We start from the raw sequence: 16,922 nt of genomic DNA, 5'->3' as shown, positions 1-16,922 counted from the left end.
CGTCACCAACCCGGCGGCCGAGGACGACAAGACCTCGCCGATCTACGGCATGCCGGTGCTGCAGGTCTGGAAGGCCGGCACCGTGATGTTCATCAAGCGCTCGCTCGCCTCCGGCTATGCCGGCATCGACAATCCCCTGTTCTATCGCGACAACACCATGATGCTGCTCGGCGACGCCAAGAAGATGACCGAGAACATCGTGAAGGCGATGTAAGCTCCCTCACGGGAAATCATGGCCCTCCTGAAATGGCTCGTCGTTCTCGCAGCGGGCGGATATTTCGGCGGTCTTGCGGTCCTGTTCTTCGTGCAGCGGGCGCTGATGTTTCCGATCCCGGCGACCGTACGCACCGCTCCCGGAGCCGCCGGCTTTCCGGAAGCGGAAGAACATATTTTGACGACGGCGGATGGCGAGAAGGTCATTGTCTGGCACGTGCCGGCGAGACCGGGCCATGCGGTCGTGATCTATTTTCCCGGCAATGGTGATTTCCTGGCGGCGCTCGTCAGCCATTTTCGCAGCGTCACCGCTGACGGTACCGGGCTCGTCGCGCTGTCCTACCGCGGCTACGCCGGCTCGAGCGGGCGGCCCAGCGAGCAGGGGTTGCTGAGCGATGCCGCGGCGGCCTATGCCTTTGCGGCGGCGCGCTACAGCGCGGAGCGGATTGTGCTCTGGGGGTTTTCGCTGGGTAGTGGCGTCGCGGTGGCGCTGGCGGCCGATCGACCGGTCGGAAAGATCATATTGGAAGCTCCCTATACGTCGATGGCGGATGTCGCCAGTTCGCTGTTCTGGGTTGCGCCGGTCCGCTGGGTGATACGGGATCCGTTTCGCTCCGACCAGCGCATCGCGCGCGTCACGGCTCCGCTGCTGATCATGCATGGCGCGCGCGATGCCACCATCCCGATCGGCCTCGGCGAGCGATTGTTCGCGCTCGCCCGTGAGCCGAAACAATTCGTGCGGTTTCCCGAAGCAGGTCACAACGATCTTGGTAACTTTGGCGCGATCGAAACGGCGCGCCGCTTCATCGATGCCGCAAAGGGCTGACGGCTGCCGCGGTTTGGCGCATAGTTCATACCCGGCTTCGAGGATGAGGTAACATGAACGCGCACGGCCCGATGCCGCGATCAGCGTGGATTTTCCCGGCGCTGGCGGTGTTGTTTTTCGCAGGCGCCACCGCGCTCGGCGTCACCTTCACGCCGTCGGCCGCCGGAGCGGTGTTCGCCGCGGTGCTGCTGGTGATCCTGTTCGGCACAGTGTTCGCCGCGGTCCATCATGCCGAGGTGATCGCGGAGCGGAGCGGCGAGCCCTATGGCACGCTGCTCCTGACGCTGGCCGTCACCGTGATCGAGGTGGCGCTGATCGCGACCATCATGCTGGGCGAAAAGCCGGTGCCCACCTTGGCGCGCGACACCGTGTTCGCGGTGGTGATGATCGTCTGCAATGGCCTGGTCGGAATCTGCATCCTGGCCGGAGGATTGCGCTACCGGGAGCAGGACGTCCAGGTCGCGGGATCGAACCTCTATCTCAGCGTCCTGTTCGTGCTCGCGACGATCACGCTGATCATGCCCAATTACACGCTGACCGCGCCCGGGCCGGTCTATTCCGCCGCCCAACTCGGCTTCGTCAGCGTCGTCACCGTGCTGCTCTATGGCGTATTCCTCTACACCCAGACCATCCTTCACCGCGGCTATTTCATCGGCAAGGAGCACGATCCCGGCGATGGCGGGGTCCCGCTGTCAAACCGCATGCTCGGCGTGAGCATCGTGCTGCTTTTGGTGTCGCTTTTGGCAGTCGTGCTGCTGGCAAAGAAATTCTCGCTGGTGGTGGATTTCGCCACCGCCAGGATCGGCGCGCCGCCTGCCTTTGCCGGCGTCCTGGTAGCGCTCCTGATCCTCTTGCCCGAGAGCGTCGCCGCCATCGCCGCCGCCCGCAAGAACGACCTGCAGAAGAGCATCAACCTCGCGCTCGGCTCGTCGCTGGCGACCATCGGGCTGACGATCCCGGCGGTTGCGGTGGTGGCCTACGCGCTGGACAAACAGCTCGTGCTCGGGCTCGACGCGCAAAGCATGGTACTGCTGGTCCTGACCTTCGTCCTGAGCATGCTGACCTTCGGCACCGGCCGCACCAACATCCTGTTCGGGCTGGTCCATGTGGTGGTATTTGCCGTATTCGTATTCATGGCGTTCGTGCCCTAGAGGACCGAAGAGAGATGACGAAGGAATGACAATGATCAGCGCCAAATCGGACGTTCAAGTCGACACCCCGGAAGTTCGCGTCACCGAGTGGCGGCTGGCGCCAGGCGGCGCCACCGGACATCACATTCACGGGATGGACTACGTCATTGTTCCCGTCACCGCGGGTGAAATGACCATCGTGGCGCCCAATGGGGAGCGTTCCAAGGCGCAGCTTGCCGTCGGCAAATCCTACTTCCGCAAGGCCGGGGTGGAACACGACGTGCTCAACGAGACCGCCGCCGAGATTGTGTTCCTGGAAGTCGAATTGAAACCATAACTAACGCGTTTTAACCGATTGCCACCGATCCGTCGCAGTTGATCCCTGAATGTGCCTCAAAGTTTCCGCATCAAAACGCTGCGGGAGTGGCCGGCATGCTGAAGATCGTTTCGAAATTTGCGATGGATATCTTGCCCTCGGTGGTTGCGACCATTATCGGGGCCTACATCGTCAATCATTACATCGTCACCAAGCCCGACACCCCGGTCGCAGCCGCCGTCTCCTCGGCCGACCCGAAAAAGGCGGACGGCACGACTGACGCCAAGGCCGATGCGAAACGGTCAGCCAGCGTCGTCGGCAGTCTTCCGCAGCCGGGGGTCACGGCCAAGGGCATCTCCGAAAAGGCCATGATCGAGCAGACGGCCGCTGAAAGGCCGGCGGTGGCCGAGAAGGCCTTGGCTGCCGACAAGCCCGTGGAAAAATCCGCCGACAAGCCGGCTGAGACCGCAAGTGTCCCGGCCGACACCCGTCGTCACGCGCCGGCTCCGCGCGAACGTGAAAAGGTGGTTGCCAAGTCCGTCGCGGCGCCGGTTGCGCCATCCACGCCGGCTGTGGCTGCAGCGCCTGTCGTCGCCGCGCCCGCTGCCGCCCCGGCTGCCGAGGCCGCTGCCGCGCCGGAAGAGCATCGCGACGCAACGGAACTGGCGCGTGCGGCCATCGAGCGGCTGCGCGGCGCCGGTGACGGTTCGCCGCGCCCGCAGGAAGCCGCCCGCGTCACGGATGCGCCCCGCGTCGTAGCAGCGCCGCCGGTGGCAGCGCCCGTCGCGTCGGCCCCGGCGATTCGGCTGCTGCCGCCCCCGATCATGGTCTCCACCCCGGCCCCCGACAGCTTCAATGCGCCGACGGGATCCACAATGGTCAGGCCCGCTGGCATCGAAGACCCGCGCCGCCCGATCCCGCCGGCCGACATTCCCGAGGCGTCTCCGTCCTTGTCGCTCCCGTCCCCGGGACCTCTGGATCTGCGCGCCGACGCTGTTGAGCCGCAGCGGCGCGAACACACCAATGTCGCTGAAGACATGCTGCTGGCGGCGAAATCGGTGTTTCACGCGGTATTGCCGAAATAGTTCAAGCTTTGCAGCTCAAGTCCTGCCTCTGACGCGCGCCATGCCGTTTCGCGCGGCTTCATCCCGGGGTCGCAGTTTGATGGCGCGGCCGTATGACTCGGCAGTCTTGCTCTTGTCGCCGAGGCGTTCATAAGCCTGCCCCCTTGCCTGTTGCGGCTTCAGGCCATCGGCCGCGGCGAAATCGGCGGATCGCTGCTCGTGCTGTTTTTCGCCTTCATAGAGCATCCCACGGCCGTACAGGGCCTGTGCGTTGTTCGGATCGAACTCGATGGCGTGATTGAACTCCGCGGGCGCCTGTTCGGCTTTTCCTGATTTGGCCAGCATCTGGGCGTGCGTGGCCTAGACCTGCGCCTGGGCCACCGTGGCTCCCGCAGGAGCAGGCTTTGCAGGCTCGCCGCTGATGAAGGCGATCCCAGATCGAAGGAGCAGCCGCCGAGTGCGATCGCGGTCAACGCGATCGGCACGGACGCGCGGCAGCCAGCGCACAAAGCTCCTGGAAGAGAAGACGGACCGGAATGGCCATGATATGCGGAAAACTCGCGCGGCTTACGTCGAATTGTTAGCCTGCCGCGTCCCAAAATGCATCGTCAAAAAAACGACGCGGGCCTCAAGGCCCGCGTCGTCAACTCAAATCTAAGAAAGCCTTCGATCAGCGTGGGCCGCGCGGACCCGCGCCGGGACCTCCACGACCGCCGGCGCCACCGCGCTCAGCGCCGGGACCGGCGCCAAACACCGGCTTCGGCTTCATCGGCAGCAGGCCTTCGCGCTGCAGCTTCTTGCGGGCGAGCTTGCGCGCGCGGCGCACGGCTTCGGCCTTTTCGCGGGCCTTCTTCTCGGAGGGCTTTTCGTAATGACCGCGAAGCTTCATCTCGCGGAAAATACCCTCGCGCTGCATCTTCTTCTTCAGCGCCTTGAGGGCTTGATCGACATTGTTATCGCGAACGAGAACCTGCACGCGGCATCCTCTTTCAATGGGTCGGATTGGAATTCTGGTAAAGCAAAGGGCCGGCAAAAGGCCAGGCCCTTAACCTTGAGCGCGCGGATGTATCAGACAAAACCGCCAATGTCCACCGTCGGAGAAGCAATTGCGCCGCTTTGCTGGGCCAAAACCACTTCTTTTGGACCCGATCACGCGGTTTTTTGCGGTGTTCCGACCTGCGTCACATGCCCCATCTTGCGGCCGGGCCGGGGCGCGCCCTTGCCGTAGAGGTGGACGGTGGCCCCGGGGACGGTCAGCCATCGCTCGTAGTCGTTGATATCGTCCCCGATCAGGTTGGTCATGGTGACCGGGCCGTGGCGGACGGGCTTGCCCAGCGGCCAGCCGGCAATGGCGCGGATGTGCTGCTCGAACTGCGAGATCGACGCGCCGTCGAGCGTCCAGTGTCCGGAATTGTGCACCCGCGGGGCGATCTCGTTGACCAGGAGCTTCGGCCCGCCCTCGGCCGGCACCACGAACATCTCGACCGCGAGCACGCCGACGTAATTTAGGGCGTGCGCGATCTTCTCCACGATGGCGCGCGCCTCGTCCGCCAGCGCGTCCGAAATATTGGCCGGCGCCCGCGATATTTTCAGGATGTGGTCGCGGTGCTCGTTTTCGGTGACGTCGAAGCATTCGACATGACCGTCGGCCGAGCGCGCGGCGATCACGGAGATCTCGCACTGGAAGGGAACGAAGGCCTCGAGGATGGCGGATCGGGTGCCAAGATCGTCCCAGATCACGTCCGGATCGTCGCCCGCGCGGATGATCGCCTGGCCCTTGCCGTCATAGCCGAAGCGGCGGGTCTTGAGCACGGCCGGCAGCCCGATGCGCGCGATCGCAGCGCGCAGGCTCGCGGCCGACGACACATCGGCGTAATCGGCGGTGCCGATGCCCAGCCGCTTGACGAAATCTTTTTCGGCAAGGCGGTCCTGCGTGGTTTCCAGGATTTTGCGCTCGGGGAGCACCGGACGGCGCGCGCCGAGGATCATGGCGGCGGCAGCCGGCACGTTCTCGAATTCATAGGTAATGACGTCGACGTCGTTGGCGAATAACTCCAGCGCCTCGACGTCGGCATATTCCGCGCAGGTGGCGTTCAGCACGACGTCGAACGCCGGCGAATCCGGGTCGGGCGAAAACACCTGGCAGCGAAGGCCGAGCCGTGCCGCCGCCATGGCCAGCATCCGGCCCAATTGTCCGCCGCCGAGAATTCCGATGGTGTCGCCGGGCTTGAGCTTCACCTGCTGTGGAGAAGTCACGCCGGATCCTCCGGACGCTCGCCAACCGCATCGGTCTGCGCCTTGCGCCAGGCGACAAGGCGGCCCGACAGCTTGGGATCGTTCAGCGCAAGCACGCTGGCCGCCATCAGTGCGGCGTTGATAGCGCCGGCCTTGCCGATCGCCAGCGTTCCGACCGGGACGCCGGCCGGCATCTGGACGATGGAATAGAGCGAATCGACGCCGGACAGCGCCTTGGATTCGATGGGAACGCCGAATACCGGCAGTTCCGTCAGCGACGCCGTCATACCCGGCAGATGCGCCGCGCCTCCCGCGCCGGCGATGATGATCTTGAAGCCGGCCGCCTTGGCCCCCCTGGCAAAGGCGAACATCCGGTCCGGGGTGCGGTGCGCCGAGACGATGTGTTTCTCGCAGGCAACCCCGAGCACTCCAAGGGTTTCGGCGGCATGGCGCATGGTGTCCCAGTCCGACTGGCTTCCCATGATGATGGCGACGGGGACGGGCATGCGGTTAATTCTTTCAGGAATCCAGAAACATAGGCCGGATTATAGGATCGGCACAGGGCTCGGCAAGGCGTGGCAAGGGGTCCGGAATGGACTATCCTGTCTTGGTGAATTCCGGCAAGCCTTCTTAGCGCATGATTCCGGCCCGAAGGGCTCCGTTAGCGCGAATCGGACGCCAGTTTGAGATGGCCATGAAGAAGAAAACAGGGGCGGCCGCCCCCAAATCTGCGAAATCCAGGACTTCGAAATCCAGGGCGGCGAAACCCCGCATGAGCGGGGGCGGCAGGCGCAAGGCTGCGTCGCGCCGGGTCCGGCCGGCGAAAGCGCCAAAGCCGGCGTCCCGGTTGCCGGTCGATCCCGGCGACGGCAGGCCGACGATTCGCAGGCTGCGGACCCAACTGGCGCGCGCGCGCAAGCGGATCGAGGAACTGGAGGCGTCGGCGGACACCGACTTCCTGCTGGATATTCCGAACCGGCGCGGCTTCGAGCGCGAGTTCCATCGCGCGATCTCCTACATCAAGCGCTATCATGCGAGCGGCGCGCTGATCGTGCTCGACGTCGATGGCCTGAAGCCGATCAACGACGCCTTCGGGCACGCCGCCGGCGATCAGGTCTTGAAGGCCATCGCGGCCACGCTGGTGGGCCAGGTGCGTTCCTCCGACCTGGTCGGGCGGCTCGGCGGCGACGAGTTCGCGGTCCTGTTGTGGAATCTGACCGAGGCCGATGCCAGGGCGAAAGCGGCCTCGCTGGAAGAGGCCATGGACCGGCTCACCTTCACGTTTCGCGGCCGTCCCGTGACCGCGGGCGCATCGGCCGGCGTGGCCGTTCTCGGCCCGCATGCTGAAGCCGGCCGCGCATTGGAGGAAGCCGACAGCGCGATGTATGTGCGCAAGGCGCAACGCCGGCACGAGACGTGATGCTTACAAGCCGCTCAGATCGTCAGGCACGCTGCCGAATTTCCGGAGCAACTCGGCGTCGCCGAATTCGCCGATCATGGGATCGCCGCTGCGTCTGAAGGCGACGGCGCCGATGCTGCCGGCGGTCCGCGACAACACTTCCGCGCGTCGCAGCGCCGCCGACGAACTCTGGCATTCCTCCGCCGCACCCGCGACCGGCGAGCCAGCCTCGTCCTGCAGGAACGGCATTGCGACGTAATAGGTGACATCGGCCATGGTCTTTGCTCCTTGGCTCCGGTTCGATCGATCAGGCGGCGTCGCTGTTCGACAATCCCTCAGGTGCGCAACCACAGGATATTGCCGCCTGCAAGTCCGCTAGTTCGCTCTCCAGATATTCGTTCGCCATGATGAGCGCCTTGATCGTGCTGCGCAGGTTGCCGTCGCACATTGCGATCGCCTGGTCGCAGGCCTGCTCGTAACGGCTGACGTCGGATGGGGAAGCGGCTTCGGGCATGGCGGTACTCCCGGGGACGGCTGATTGGGCTGATCGCAACGTTCCTATTTTGTTCTGATGGAGTCAAGTGCCTCCGCACAAGCCCGGTCGAGGGTCTGCACAGCTCAGAGCGGCGGGGCCGACCCGCACGATGGACCAACAAGGACGGTCCGAAAGTCTAAGGCGGGGAACGAAAAATATATCTGGCGCTTAACGGCTATTCGCAGGGAGTGGGATGCATGGGTCTTGTTGAGTCCAAGAGACCCGTGGTGTTGGTTGTGGAAGACGAGTTTCTGCTCCGGATGGACGCGGTCGACATGATCAGGGATGCCGGGTTCGATGTTATCGAAGCCGCGAATGCCGATCAGGCCATCGAAATTCTGGAAGCTCGCCGGGACATCACGGTTGTTTTCACCGATATTCAGATGCCGGGCTCGATGGATGGCTTAAGACTCGCCCGCGCGGTGCGTGGCCGCTGGCCGCCGATCAAGATCGTCGCGACCTCCGGCCATATCGGCGTGCGGGAAGCGGATCTGCCCGAGGGCGGGCGCTTCCTGCCCAAACCCTACAGTCCGATCCAGGTAACGGGCGTGCTGCGTGAACTGATCGCCGGCGCGTGACCGAACGCTACAGCGTTTTCGTGCGAAGTTCGCGTGAAGAAAACGCATCAAACCAAAGAGCAGAGCCTCGGTTCCGATGCAATCAGAGCCGGTCAGGCGCTAGGCGATGATATCCGGCGTAATCTGGTCCTCAATGAAGGCGATACGGTCGCGCAATTGCAGCTTGCGTTTTTTCAACCGCTGCAGTCGCAACAGGTCGGGCGCGGGAGATTGATGCAAGGCATCGATCGCCGCGTCGAGATCGCGGTGCTCCTGCTGCAGCCGTGCGAGCTCGCTGGCGAGTTCGCGCTCATCTTCGTCGGTCATGATGTACGTTAGCTGAAAAACGGGATGAGATTGCGAATGGTTGCGGAAACGGCTTCGGGGAATATCGTCCTTGCCGGGTCGGCACGCAAGCTGGCGCGGGTTCCGTACTCACGATTCGTTACAGATGTCTGCGGAAAAATGAGCCCGCCATTTTCGATACCCATCGACAGATTCCCTTACTCGTGTACACTTCCGCGTCCGGATCGAATCTGAGGTCTTATCAACAGAGGAGGTTTCGTATGGCAATTCAGGCGCATCTCGTTGAACTGGAACGGAAACACAAAGTTCTTGAAAACGAATTGCATGAAGCTCTCGTGCACCTCTCAACGGACGACCTGCAAATTCTTGAACTAAAGCGCCGGAAATTGATGGTTAAGGACGAGATTGAACGGTTGAGACATACCGCAGGCGAAACGCTGCACTAGCGTCGCCACTCCTTAAAGCTCCCGCAAACGCCTCAATCATCCCCGGGCCGAACGCAATCGCGTTCACCCGCACGTGCACGCTTCGACTGCGCCCCGAAGGCAGACCGTACCGCCGGTCGCGCTTCGAGGCTCACCGAGGCGGATCGCGTCCCTTGGCACGCAGCCTGCGTGACGCTCACACACCGGCCAATTCGCCGACATAGTCCGCGATCGCCAGCGACGATGTCAGTCCCGGCGACTCGATCCCGAACAGATTGATCAGCCCCTCCACGCCGTGCTCCCGCGGCCCCTGGATGAGGAAGTCCTGCGTGGCTACCGCCGGTGGCACGATCTTCGGCCGAATGCCCGAATAGCTCGGCATCAGCGCGCCGTCCGGCAGCGTCGGCCAGTAGCGCCGGATCGCCGGATAGAACCGCTCCGCCCGGGCCGGGTCGACGGTGTAATCCACCTTCTCGATCCACTCCACGTCGGGCCCGAACCGGGCCTGTCCCGCCATGTCCAGGGTGAGGTGCACGCCGAGCCCGCCGGGTTCGGGCACCGGATAGATCAGACGCGAGAACGGCGCTCGCGCGCTGCAGCTGAAATAGTTTCCCTTGGCGAGATAGGCCGGCGGTATCTGCTCGATCGGCATGCCGTCGATGCTGCGCGCCACCGCCGGCGCGCTCAGCCCTGCGGCGTTGACGAGCAGCCGGCATTCAAGCGACATCGGCGCGTCGCCGCCGGCGTCGAGCTCGATGCGGCCGCCCACCGCCCTGGCGTGCAGCAGGGGCGTATGAAAAGCACAGGCTGCGCCGGCCTCTTCGGCATCGCCGCGCAGCGCCAGCATATAGGCATGACTGTCGATGATGCCCGTGGAAGGCGACAATAGCGCAGCGTCGCAGTTCAGCGCCGGCTCCAATGCGCGGGCGTCGGCGCCGGAAAGGGTCTGCAGATCGTCGACGCCATTGGCCTCGGCATGCGCCCGGATCGATTGCAGCTTTTCGGTTTCCTTCGGGCTGGTCGCGACGATCAGCTTGCCGCAATTGCGATGCGGGATGCCGTGATCCCTGCAATATTGATAGAGTGCCCGCTTGCCGCCGACGCACATCCGCGCCATCAGGCTGCCCGCCTTGTAGTAGATGCCGGCGTGGATCACCTCGCTGTTGCGGGACGACGTCACCGTGCCGATTGCCTCGGTCGCCTCCAGCAGGATCACCTCGCGTCCCGCCTGCGCCAGCCGCCGCGCCACCGCGAGACCGATTACGCCTGCACCGATAACGACGCACTCAACCTTGTCCATACGCGCCTTCAGGTTCACGGATCACGGGAAATCAACGTGCGCCTCGTTAAGTGGCTGTTCGTCCCGGGTCAATCGCGCCCCCACATTATCGCCCAGTTCGCGATGAGCTTCTTGGAGAACCTGCCGGGTTCGTTTCGGGAGGCTTTCCGGACCCGGATGGAGTTAGGGATACATTAATCATGTCAGGGCAATTGCCGTAATTTGAGTCACATTTCTGGGTTGTAAGGGTAGGCGTTTACCTGATCCAAACCCGTCAAGTCAGACACTCCGCCCTGAAATGCGCGGGTGACTGATGGCTGGCGAGAACGGGCAGGCAGGCGGCAAGAACTCGATTCCTGCGCAGGCTCTCGTATGCCTGGTGGTCACTGCCGCGCCGGTGCACGCCGCCTGGGGTTTGTCCGATCATTTTGCGTCCCAGAACTATCTAGGCTTCGCCGATCCCAGCATGCTCTGGGAAGTCCTGATCGGCGGCATCGTCGTCTGCTCGTTCCTCGCGGCGGTCGCGCTGTGGATCCACTCCGCCTTGCGCAAGGTGAGTCGTTCGCAGTTGCGCAGAAACGCGTTCGTCAGTTCCGCGCTGAACAATCTCAGCCACGGCGTTGTCATGACGGATGCGCAGCAGCGGATCGTGTACTGCAACAATCGCTATCTCGAAATCTACGGCCTGGCTCGTTCGGATATCCGGCGCCACATGACCGGCCCGGAACTGTTGGAGTTGCGCCGCAAACGCGGCGTGCTCGACGTCAGCAGTGAGGAGTTCTACAGGCAGGCGGGCACCCCGGACGGACTGATTACCGAACTGCCCAGCGGGCGGTCGGTTCTGGTCAAATATTTCGCGCTGCCGAACGGCGGTTCGGTGGCGTCCCACGAGGATTGCACCGAGCAGCGCAAGCTTTCACGGCAGCTGGCGTCGACCAAGCAATTCCTGGAATCGGTGCTCGACAACGTGCCGGTCTGCGTGGCCGCCAAGAGCATCGAGGACGGCCGCTATATTTTTGCCAACCGCGCGTTCGAACGCTTCTCGCGCCTCTCCCGCGACACCATCATCGGCAAGCGCGCCGACGAAATTTTTCGCCCCGAGACCACAGCCAGCATCGACGCGGCTGACCGGGCAGCAGTCAACTCGCCCGAGGGCCAGTTCCGCAACGAATTCGAGGTCGAGCGCGGATCGGAGAAACGCGTTCTCTCCAGCATCCGCGTCATCGCGCGCAACGACAAGAACCAGCCGGAGTTTCTGATCGCGCTGTTCGATGACGTCACCGAGCGCCGGTCACTTTCCCAGGAGCTTGAGAACACCAAGAAATTCCTGGAACTCGTGGTCGACAACATTCCGGTCTCGCTGATCGTGGAGCGCGTCAGCGACGGCCGCTATCTGCTCGCCAATCGCAGCGCCGAGATCATTCTCAACCGGCGCCGCGAGGACGCAACCGGCCTCACCGCCGCCGATATCTTCAATCCCCGGGAAGCCAAGCTGATCATCGCCCGCGACGAGGCGGCGATCAAGAAGCGCGGCCTGCTGGTCGAAGAACATCCGATCAGCACAAAGGACGGGTTGAGGCTGTTCCTGACCCGGCGCATGACGGTGCTGGATGAGGCCGGGGCGCCGCAATATCTGATCAAGACCCACGAGGACGTCACCGACCGCCGCCAGACCGAATCGCGCATGGCGCATATGGCGTATCATGACGGCCTGACCGATCTGCCGAACCGCGCGGCGTTCCTGCAGGCCCTGGCGCAGATGATCGAAGCCTGCGAAGGCACCGGCGAGGAATTCGCGGTGCTCTCGCTCGACCTCGACGGGCTGAAGGAAGTCAATGACGTGTTCGGCCATGCCACCGGCGACAAGCTCTTAATCGAAGTGGCGCGCCGTCTCCAGGCCTCGGCGCGCGGCGGTGTCGTGGCCCGGCTCTCGGGCGACGAGTTCGGATTGATCATCGACGGCAAGCAGCCCGTCGCCGGCATGCTGCTGGCCGAGCAGCTCGCCGAAGTGCTGACCAACGAGTTCCAGATCGACGGCAAATCGGTCCGCACCGGCGTCACGACGGGCATTTCGGTATTCCCGCATAACGGCGCCGACGCCGCCTCGCTGCTCGCCAACGCAGGCGCGGCCCTGTTCCGCGCCAAGGCCAAATCGCGCGGCTCGATCAGCATCTACGAGCCCGAGATGGACCAGCAGATCCGCGATCGCCGCGTGCTGCACCAGGATCTCTCGCTCGCGATCAAGAACGGCGAGCTGTCGCTGTATTACCAGCCGCAAGCGATGTCGCGCCATACCGTCGCGGCAAGCGAGATCATCGGCTTCGAGGCCCTGGCGCGCTGGCTGCACCCGGTGCGCGGTTTCGTGCCGCCGAGCGACTTCATCCCGCTCGCGGAAGAGAGCGGCCTGATCGTCGAAATGGGTGAATGGATCCTGCGCGAAGCCTGCCGCGAGGCCGCTTCCTGGCCGTTGCCGCTGCAGATCGCGGTCAACCTGTCGCCGGCGCAGTTCATGCACGGCGACGTCGTCAGTCTCGTGCATTCGATCCTGCTCGAAACCGGTCTTTCGCCGGGCCGGCTCGAGTTGGAAATCACCGAGGGCGTACTGATCGAGGATTTCGACCGCGGCCTGGCGCTGCTGCGCCGGCTGAAGGCGCTCGGCGTGCGCATTTCCATGGACGATTTCGGCAGCGGCTATTCGTCGCTCTCCTATCTGCAGGCATTTCCGTTCGACAAGATCAAGATCGACCGCGATTTCGTCAACAATCTCGGCCGCAATCCGCAATCGGCCGCGATTATCCGGGCCGTAATCGGCCTCGGCCACGGCCTCGAGATGTCGATCGTCGCCGAGGGCGTCGAAACCCAGGAGCAGCTCAGCTTCCTCGCCGATGAAGGCTGTGACGCGGTGCAGGGCTATTTCATCGGCAAACCGCTGCCGATCGGCCAGTACACGGCGCTGGTAGGCCGCAACGGCGGCAACACCATCGAGGCCGCGCGCAAGACCGGCTAGCGCATGGTTCGACCCAGCTGAATCATTCTCCCACCTTATTCTTGCTCGAGCATGATCTGCCTGTAATTGCCTTGCCTTGTCCCGAGGAAAAGCGGTTTCCACTTTTGCGGATCATGCTCTAGACGTCGCGCATGGCGGACTACGATCTTGCGATCATCGGCGGCGGCCTGAACGGCGTCAGCATTGCACGCGACGCCGCCGGGCGCGGCCTGCGGGTGATCCTGCTGGAGCAAGGCGACCTCGGTTCTGCCGCATCCGCGGCCTCGCCGCGGCTTGTTCATGGCGATCTCGCGGTGCTGGAGCGCAGGGGATTTGGCCGCGTGCGCACCGCGCTTGCCGAACGCGACATCTGGCTGCGGATCGCGCCGCATCTGGTGCGGCCGATGCGGTTCGCGATCCCCGCCCATTCCGACGAGCGTCCGCCCTGGCTGCTGCGCACGGGGTTATGGCTCTACGACCGGCTCGCCTCGCGAAGCGGCCTGCCGGGTGCTGCGACCGTCGACGTCACGCATCATCCGCTCGGCAATGCGCTGAAGCGCCCGTTCGGCACCGCGTTCGAATATTCCGACTGCGTGGCGGACGATTCGCGGCTGGTGATCGCCAACGCCGTCGACGCCGCCGAGCGCGGCGCCGACATTCGCACCGGCGCGCGCTGCGTTCGCGCCGACCGGTCCGAGATCTGGCGGCTGGCGGCGATCGATCGCGGCCGGCGTCAGGTAATCACCGCCCGGGCGCTGGTCAACGCATCGGGCGCCTGGACCGCGTCGGTCGCGGAAACCATCTTGCGGCTGCCGCCGCTGCGCGCCGGCGTCATGCAGATCAGCCAGATCGTGGTCCGGCGGCTGTTCGAGACCGACAATGTCTATGTTTTCCAGAACAGCGACCGCCGGCTGATTTTCGCCAGCCCTTATGAGCGCGATTTCACGCTGATCGGCACCGTCGGGCATGCGTTCAAGGGCAATCCCGCCGCGGTGTCGATGGCGGCCGCCGACGTCGCCTATCTCTGCGACGCCGCCAACCGCTATTTTCGCGAACGGGTCGAACCGTCCGACGTGATCAGGACGATTTCCGGCGCCAACCTTTCCCTGGACCCCGCCAGCCGGCGCGCCGCGCGGGACGGCGCCATGACGTTCGACGCGCGGCGGCGCAAGGCGCCGCTGCTGACGATCTTCGGCGGCGATGTCACGACCTCGCGCCTGCGCGCGGAGCGGGCGGTCTCGAAACTGACGCCGTTCTATCCGATGTCGCCGCGCTGGACCGCGCAGGCGCCGCTGCCCGGCGGCGATTTCGCATGGGCCCGCTTCGACGCCGAGGTCGATCGCGCGCGCGAACGCTGGCGGTTCCTCGGCGAGGCCGAGGCGCAGCGCCTGGTCGGAGCCTATGGTTCCCGTCTTGCCGCCATGCTCGGCGACGCCAGGGACCGCGCGGATCTCGGTCCGGCCTTCGGGCCGGCACTGACCGGTGCGGAGGTCCGCTATCTCATGACGAAAGAATGGGCACGGTTTCCGGATGACATTCTCTGGCGCCGCTCAAAACTCGGTCTCACTATGACGTCGGCAGAGCACGACGCGTTGGCGGCATATATGGCGAAGGCGACACCAGGCGGCGCAGACAATCCTGGGGCTACCCGCGGTGGCACGGTTGAGCCGGAGCCGATCCGCCGCTAGCGTGCTGGCCCGAGTGGGCTGGCGAGGAAGATGGCCGAGGAATCACTGCAACCGGAACCGCAGCAAGAAGCGGCGGCCGACAGGCCGCTGCTGCGCATCGACGCGGTGGTGAAGAAATTCGGAGTGTTCACGGCGGTGGATCGGCTGTCGCTCGACATCTGCGCCGGTGAGTTCTTTGCGCTCCTTGGTCCGAGCGGCTGCGGCAAGACCACGCTGCTGCGGATGCTCGCCGGATTCGAGACGCCGGACGAAGGCCGCATCCTGCTCGACGGCAAGGACATCGCGCAGGTACTGCCGCACCAGCGTCCCATCAACATGATGTTCCAGAATTACGCGCTGTTTCCGCATCTTTCGGTGCGCGACAACATCGCCTTCGGCCTGAAGCGCGCCGGCATGGCGCGCGCGGAGATCGATGGCCGCGTCGCCGAGATGGTGGCTCTGGTCAGGCTCGAGGGGCTGGAGAAACGCAAGCCCGACCAGCTCTCCGGCGGGCAAAAACAGCGCGTGGCGCTGGCCCGCTCGCTGGCGCGCCGGCCGCGGCTGTTGCTGCTCGACGAACCGCTCGCCGCGCTCGACAAGAAGCTGCGCGAGAGCACCCAGCTCGAACTGGTCGAGTTGCAGCGCCGGCTCGGCATGACCTTCGTCATCGTCACCCACGATCAGGAAGAGGCGATGGCCGTGGCAGACCGGATCGGCGTGATGGACGCCGGACGCCTCGAACAGGCGGCGACGCCGCGGCAGCTTTATGAGGAGCCGGCCTCGCGCTGGGTCGCGGAGTTCGTCGGCGACGTCAACATCTTCGAGGGACAACTCTTGTCGCAGGACGCCGGCCGGCTGATGATTGCGACCAAAGACGCCGGAACCATCGCGGCGGCCGAGCCGCGCCGGCCGGTCACCAAATCCGGCGTTTGCGTCGCGATCCGCCCCGAGAAGATAAAACTGTCGCGCCGCGGCCCGGCGTCTGGCGACGCGGCCAGCGCGCAAGCGATCAACCGGCTCGAAGGCGTCGTGACAGACGTCAGCTATCTCGGCGGCGTCACCAGCTACAAGGTGAAGCTCGATTCCGGCGCGGTCGTACGCTCGTCGATGGCCAATACGGCGCGGATCGATATCGACGCCTATCATGCGTGCCAGCGCGTGGTGGCGTGGTTCACGCCCGACGATTGCGTGGTGCTGGAGCGATGAGCGGGCGGCGCATTTTCACGCGCCCGGCGCGGCTGGCCGCGATCGCGCCTTTGCTGTGGATGGTGCTGTTCTTCCTGGTGCCGTTCGGTTTCGTGCTCAAGATCAGCCTGTCGCAGACTGCGATCGCGCAGCCGCCGTATACACCGGTGTTCGATTTCAGCCAGGGTGTTGGCGCGCTCAAGGCCGCGCTGGCGGCGCTGTCGCTGGATAATTTCAGGCTGCTGGTGTCTGATGACCTCTACGTGCTGTCTTATTTGCGCAGCCTCGTCGTCGCAGCGGTCTCGACGTCGATACTCCTGGTGATCGGCTATCCCATCGCCTATGGGATGGCGCGGCTGCCGCAACGCGGGCAGCCGGTCGCGATGATGCTCGTCATCGTTCCCTTCTGGACCTCGTTCCTGATCCGCATCTATGCCTGGATCAACATCCTGCAGCACGACGGCCTGCTCAACAAGATCCTGCTGGCGCTGCATCTGGTTGCAGCACCCGTGGTGTGGCTCTCCACCGACAGCGCGATGTATCTCGGCATCGTCTACTCCTATCTGCCGTTCATGATCCTGCCGCTGTATGCGACGCTGGCCAAGTTGGAGCCGGCGCTGCTGGAGGCGGCAGCCGATCTCGGCTCGTCGCCCCGGCAGGCGTTCTGGCTGGTGACTTTTCCGCTGTCATTGCCGGGCGTCGCCGCGGGCGTGCTGTTGTGCTTCATCCCGATCGTCGGCGAGTTCGTGATCCCCGATCTGCTCGCGGGTTCCAACTCCTTGATGATCGGCCAGACCTT

Annotated in this window: 21 protein-coding genes; 12 read left to right on the top strand and 9 right to left on the bottom strand. The window is 64.5% G+C overall.

The window, feature by feature from the left end; genetic code table 11:
- From QZ213_RS10965 to QZ213_RS10945, 5 genes are all read left to right on the top strand, one after another.
- Positions 1 to 214: NAD(P)(+) transhydrogenase (Re/Si-specific) subunit beta (locus QZ213_RS10965; RefSeq protein ID WP_291686090.1), on the top strand; the 214-nt coding region annotated here is incomplete at its 5' end.
- 18 nt (positions 215 to 232) lie between these two features.
- Entirely contained in the window at positions 233 to 1,039 is an 807-nt protein-coding gene (locus QZ213_RS10960; RefSeq protein ID WP_291686089.1) for an alpha/beta hydrolase, read from the top strand.
- Between the two features lie 53 nt (positions 1,040 to 1,092).
- Positions 1,093 to 2,190 carry an ionic transporter y4hA gene (locus QZ213_RS10955; protein ID WP_291686088.1) on the top strand — a complete coding sequence of 366 codons (1,098 nt, stop codon included), beginning with the start codon at positions 1,093 to 1,095 and terminating at the stop codon, positions 2,188 to 2,190.
- Positions 2,191 to 2,221: 31 nt separating this feature from the next.
- Entirely contained in the window at positions 2,222 to 2,506 is a 285-nt protein-coding gene (locus tag QZ213_RS10950; protein WP_291686087.1) for a cupin domain-containing protein, read from the top strand.
- A 95-nt stretch (positions 2,507 to 2,601) separates the two neighbouring features.
- The gene (locus tag QZ213_RS10945) at positions 2,602 to 3,570 is read left to right on the top strand and encodes a hypothetical protein (protein WP_291686086.1); all 969 of its coding nucleotides are present in this window, start codon (positions 2,602 to 2,604) and stop codon (positions 3,568 to 3,570) included.
- Positions 3,571 to 3,585: 15 nt separating this feature from the next.
- Here QZ213_RS10945 and QZ213_RS10940 read toward each other — a convergent pair whose 3' ends face one another.
- From QZ213_RS10940 to purE, 4 genes are all read right to left on the bottom strand, one after another.
- On the bottom strand, positions 3,586 to 3,894 hold the full coding sequence (locus tag QZ213_RS10940) for a tetratricopeptide repeat protein (protein ID WP_291686085.1): 309 nt from the start codon (positions 3,892 to 3,894) through the stop codon (positions 3,586 to 3,588).
- 325 nt (positions 3,895 to 4,219) lie between these two features.
- Positions 4,220 to 4,525 (bottom strand): 30S ribosomal protein S21, encoded by a 306-nt coding sequence (gene rpsU / locus QZ213_RS10935; protein ID WP_079564913.1) that lies wholly within the window; start codon positions 4,523 to 4,525, stop codon positions 4,220 to 4,222.
- Between the two features lie 173 nt (positions 4,526 to 4,698).
- On the bottom strand, positions 4,699 to 5,805 hold the full coding sequence (locus tag QZ213_RS10930; RefSeq protein WP_291686084.1) for a 5-(carboxyamino)imidazole ribonucleotide synthase: 1,107 nt from the start codon (positions 5,803 to 5,805) through the stop codon (positions 4,699 to 4,701).
- Positions 5,802 to 6,290: a 5-(carboxyamino)imidazole ribonucleotide mutase gene (gene purE, locus QZ213_RS10925; RefSeq protein ID WP_291686083.1), complete on the bottom strand. Its 489-nt coding sequence runs from the start codon at positions 6,288 to 6,290 to the stop codon at positions 5,802 to 5,804. Before purE ends, QZ213_RS10930 begins: the two co-directional genes overlap by 4 nt.
- 266 nt (positions 6,291 to 6,556) lie before the next feature.
- Here purE and QZ213_RS10920 point away from each other — a divergent pair, with 266 nt between their 5' ends.
- Positions 6,557 to 7,204: a GGDEF domain-containing protein gene (locus QZ213_RS10920; RefSeq protein ID WP_291686082.1), complete on the top strand. Its 648-nt coding sequence runs from the start codon at positions 6,557 to 6,559 to the stop codon at positions 7,202 to 7,204.
- 3 nt (positions 7,205 to 7,207) lie between these two features.
- On the opposite strand, the gene QZ213_RS10915 is transcribed toward QZ213_RS10920, so the two are convergent.
- Entirely contained in the window at positions 7,208 to 7,459 is a 252-nt protein-coding gene (locus QZ213_RS10915) for a hypothetical protein (RefSeq protein ID WP_291686081.1), read from the bottom strand.
- Between the two features lie 31 nt (positions 7,460 to 7,490).
- Positions 7,491 to 7,697 carry a hypothetical protein gene (locus QZ213_RS10910; RefSeq protein ID WP_291686080.1) on the bottom strand — a complete coding sequence of 69 codons (207 nt, stop codon included), beginning with the start codon at positions 7,695 to 7,697 and terminating at the stop codon, positions 7,491 to 7,493.
- Positions 7,698 to 7,915: 218 nt separating this feature from the next.
- Between QZ213_RS10910 and QZ213_RS10905 the strand changes: the two genes are divergently transcribed.
- Entirely contained in the window at positions 7,916 to 8,296 is a 381-nt protein-coding gene (locus tag QZ213_RS10905; RefSeq protein WP_291686079.1) for a response regulator, read from the top strand.
- 99 nt (positions 8,297 to 8,395) lie between these two features.
- On the opposite strand, the gene QZ213_RS10900 is transcribed toward QZ213_RS10905, so the two are convergent.
- Entirely contained in the window at positions 8,396 to 8,602 is a 207-nt protein-coding gene (locus QZ213_RS10900; protein WP_291686078.1) for a DUF465 domain-containing protein, read from the bottom strand.
- 8 nt (positions 8,603 to 8,610) lie between these two features.
- Entirely contained in the window at positions 8,611 to 8,766 is a 156-nt protein-coding gene (locus tag QZ213_RS10895) for a hypothetical protein (protein ID WP_291686077.1), read from the bottom strand.
- A 75-nt stretch (positions 8,767 to 8,841) separates the two neighbouring features.
- On the opposite strand from QZ213_RS10895, the gene QZ213_RS10890 reads away from it, so the two are divergent.
- A complete protein-coding gene (locus tag QZ213_RS10890) occupies positions 8,842 to 9,027 on the top strand; it encodes a DUF465 domain-containing protein (RefSeq protein WP_291686076.1) in 186 nt (61 codons plus the stop codon).
- A 175-nt stretch (positions 9,028 to 9,202) separates the two neighbouring features.
- Here QZ213_RS10890 and QZ213_RS10885 read toward each other — a convergent pair whose 3' ends face one another.
- On the bottom strand, positions 9,203 to 10,306 hold the full coding sequence (locus QZ213_RS10885; protein WP_291686075.1) for an NAD(P)/FAD-dependent oxidoreductase: 1,104 nt from the start codon (positions 10,304 to 10,306) through the stop codon (positions 9,203 to 9,205).
- A 292-nt stretch (positions 10,307 to 10,598) separates the two neighbouring features.
- On the opposite strand from QZ213_RS10885, the gene QZ213_RS10880 reads away from it, so the two are divergent.
- The 4 genes from QZ213_RS10880 to QZ213_RS10865 all read left to right on the top strand — a co-directional run.
- Positions 10,599 to 13,292 carry an EAL domain-containing protein gene (locus QZ213_RS10880; RefSeq protein ID WP_291686074.1) on the top strand — a complete coding sequence of 898 codons (2,694 nt, stop codon included), beginning with the start codon at positions 10,599 to 10,601 and terminating at the stop codon, positions 13,290 to 13,292.
- 131 nt (positions 13,293 to 13,423) lie between these two features.
- Positions 13,424 to 14,959, top strand: coding sequence for a glycerol-3-phosphate dehydrogenase (locus QZ213_RS10875; protein ID WP_291686073.1), 1,536 nt, complete (start codon positions 13,424 to 13,426; stop codon positions 14,957 to 14,959).
- Positions 14,960 to 14,989: 30 nt separating this feature from the next.
- Entirely contained in the window at positions 14,990 to 16,144 is a 1,155-nt protein-coding gene (locus QZ213_RS10870; RefSeq protein ID WP_291686072.1) for an ABC transporter ATP-binding protein, read from the top strand.
- Positions 16,141 to 16,922, top strand: a 782-nt coding sequence (locus tag QZ213_RS10865) for an ABC transporter permease (RefSeq protein WP_291686071.1), incomplete at its 3' end; no start/stop codon positions are given. The genes QZ213_RS10870 and QZ213_RS10865, both read left to right, overlap by 4 nt.

It is taken from the genome of Bradyrhizobium sp. (assembly GCF_017881085.1).
In the GTDB taxonomy this organism is placed as follows: Bacteria; Pseudomonadota; Alphaproteobacteria; order Rhizobiales; family Xanthobacteraceae; genus Bradyrhizobium.
Note: the sequence above shows the minus strand (reverse complement) of the source record. Positions and strands in the feature narration are given on the sequence as shown.